Consider the following 3028-nt stretch of genomic DNA (forward strand, 5'->3'; position numbering starts at 1 on the left):
GGGCCGAACGCCCCTTCACCTAATCCCATGACGCGGTCACCGACCGCGAACCGGGTCACGTCGGCCGCGATCTGGGTGACCACACCGGCGAACTCACCACCGATCGGTTCACCCTGTTCCGGCACCATGCCGAGCGTGACCACGAGATCACGGAAGTTCACCCCCGCGGCCCGGACCTGCACCCGCACCTGCCCGGCACCCAAATCCCGGTCCCCGCGCGGGTCCGACACCAGGGCCAGTCCTTCGACCGAGCCGGGTGTGGGGCAGTCCAGCCGCCACGCCCCGTCTCCGTCCGGCACTGCCAGGTCCTCCCCGGCCCGTGCGGGGGTGAGCCGGGGGACCAGGACCCGGCCCTGCCGGACCAGGATCTGCGGCTCATCCCCCACACCGGCCGCACCGTTCATGGCCGGGGCGTTGCCCAGCGCCTCACCCGGCACGCCGCTCGGCGCGCTGCCTGTGCCCAGTGCGCTGGCTGTGTCCGGCGTGGTAGCCGGGGCGTTGCCTGGCGCGCCGCCCGTGCCCAGTACGTTGGCCAGCGCCTGCCAGGAAGCGGGTTGTCCGTCCACGTCGACCAGCAGGAACCGGCCGGGGTGCTCGGCCTGCGCCGACCGCGCCAGCCCCAGCACCGCCGCCCCCACCAACTCGCGGCCATCATTCCCAGGACCGGTGTTGCCGGGATCGGTGGTGCCGGGGTCGGCGTTGTGTCCCACCGTGACCACACCGGTGGTGAGCAGCACCAGCCGGGTCTCGGCCAGCCGCTCACTGGCCAGCCAGCCCCGCAGCACCTCCACCACCCGGTCCAGCTCCACACGCAACCGCGACAGCAGCTCACCATGCTCGTCGTTGGTGTCGTTGGTGTCGTTGGTGTCGTTGGTGTCGTTGGTGTCGTTGGTGTCGTTGGTGTCGTTGGTGTCGTTGGTGTCGTTGGTGCCGTTGGTGCCGTTGGTGCCGTTGGTGCCGTTGGTGCCGTTGGTGCCGTTGGTGCCGTTGGTGTCGTTGGTGTCGTGAGTGTCGTGGGTGGGAGCTCTCATGTCCAGAGACAGGATCACCGTCTCGGCTGTCGGCTCGCCTGCAGCCAGTGCCGTGTTCAATGCCGGTAGGTCGCGGTAGTGGCCCGCGACAGTGCCGCCAGCCTCCTGCACCGCCGCCACCACGTCACCAGAAGACGGGCCGACCACGATCACTTGGCCCCGTGTCGCGTCCGATGCAGCCTCTGATGCCGTGTGTGATGCCCCTTCTATGAGCTTGCCCGCCGGTCGCCCTGCTGGGTTGCCTGCTGGGTTGCCTGCTGGGTTGCCCGGTAAGGGCAGCCACTGCAACTGATGCAACCCCTCAACCGCAGGCCGCTCACCTGCCCGCAGCCCGCCGGTAGCCAGCCCGTCCGCCGGTAGAGGGCGTGAGATCAGACTCGTCACCACCGCCACCGGGGCACCGCTGCCATCGGCCATCCGGATACTGACACCACCACCGGCATCGGAGGCCGGTTGGACGTGCACCCGCAACTGCCGGGCGCCGGAGGCCAGCAGTTCCACCCCCGTCCACGCGAACGGCAACATCACCCCCGCCCCGCCAGGATTGTCGGCCCCGTTGGTTTGCTCGATGTGGGCGGGCAGGCTGGTGGCATGCAAGGCGGCATCCAGCAACGCCGGATGAACCCCGAACCGGGCCGCATCCACACACTCCCGCTCACCCAGCTCAACCTCCGCGAACACCTCCCCCCCGCGCACCCAGGCCCGCTTCAACCCCCGAAAAGCAGGCCCATACCCGTAACCCTCATCGGCCAGCTTTTGATAGAAGCCCTCCACCTCCACCGCCCGCGCCCCCACCGGCGGCCACACACCCAGCTCGAAACCAGCCCCCGCACCATCCCCGTTCACGCCCTCGGCGCTCTCGGCGTTCACCACGCTTGCGGTGTTCGTCGTGCTCGCGGCGTTCATCTCGCTCTGGACCATCACCGCGCTGGCATGACGCCGCCACCCCTCGCCCAGCCCAGCTCCCGCACCTGTCCCTGCTCCTGTTTCTGCTGGTCGGGCGTAGACGTGCACCTCACGTCGCCCGTCCGTACCCGCGCCGGACACCCGCACCAGCACCTGGGCTGAGGAGTCGGCGTCCAGCACCAACGGCGCCTCCAACGTCAACTCCTCAACCCGCGAACAGCCGACCCCGTCACCCGCCCGGATCACCAACTCCACGAACCCCGTACCAGGAAAAATCACCGACCCGCCGACAGCGTGATCGGCCAGCCACGGATGAGCAGCCAGAGACAACCGCCCCGTCAACACCAGCCCGCCCTGCTCCGGCACCTCCACCACCGCACCCAAGAACGGATGATCCGCCCCCGCCAACCCCAGCTGATCCGCACCCACCCCCACCGGAAGCTGATCCAGCCAGTAACGGCGACGCTGGAAAGCGTAGGTAGGCAACTCCACCCAGCCTGTCCCCGCACCCGCGCCCGCGCCCGTCTCCGCGCCCGTCCCCGCGCCCGCACGCGTCCCCGCCTCCGCCGCCGCCTCCGTGTCCGCGCCCGTCTCCGCCCCCGCACGCGTCCCCGCGTCCGTGTCCGGCTGCTCGGCAAGAACGGAACGCCAGGAGACAGGCAGCCCGCCCACGAACGCCTCGCTCATCGACCGCATGAACCGGTCCGGGCCGCCCTCACCACGACGCAGCGTCCCCACCACCACACCGGGAACATGAGCGTCATCCAGAATGTCCTGCACCGCCATCGTCAGCACCGGATGCGCGCCCACCTCGATGAAGCCGGTCACCCCATCGGCCAGCAACGCCCGGACCGCCTCCTGGAAACGCACCATGCAACGCGCGTTGGAAAACCAGTACCCGGCATCCATCCCCTCACCGGCCTGCACCCCGCCCGTGACCGTCGAATACACCGCAACCCGGCCCGCCCGCGCACTGACCGGCCCGAGCATCTCCAACAGCTCCCCGGCCAGCGGATCCACCATCGCCGAATGCGAGGCGACCGTCGCCTCCAGCACCCGCGCCCGCACCCCACGCGCCCGCCACCGCGCCA

The 3028-nt window shown here is 70.1% G+C and carries 1 protein-coding gene; it reads right to left on the reverse strand.

Features of this window, described 5'->3' with window-relative positions; translation table 11 throughout:
• A partial coding sequence (locus tag ACIA8R_RS52920; protein WP_397045838.1) for a polyketide synthase dehydratase domain-containing protein occupies positions 1-2993 on the reverse strand: 2993 nt, incomplete at its 3' end.
• Positions 2994-3028 lie beyond the last annotated feature (35 nt).

It is taken from the genome of Nonomuraea sp. NPDC051191 (assembly GCF_044455665.1).
Classification (GTDB): domain Bacteria; phylum Actinomycetota; class Actinomycetes; order Streptosporangiales; family Streptosporangiaceae; genus Nonomuraea.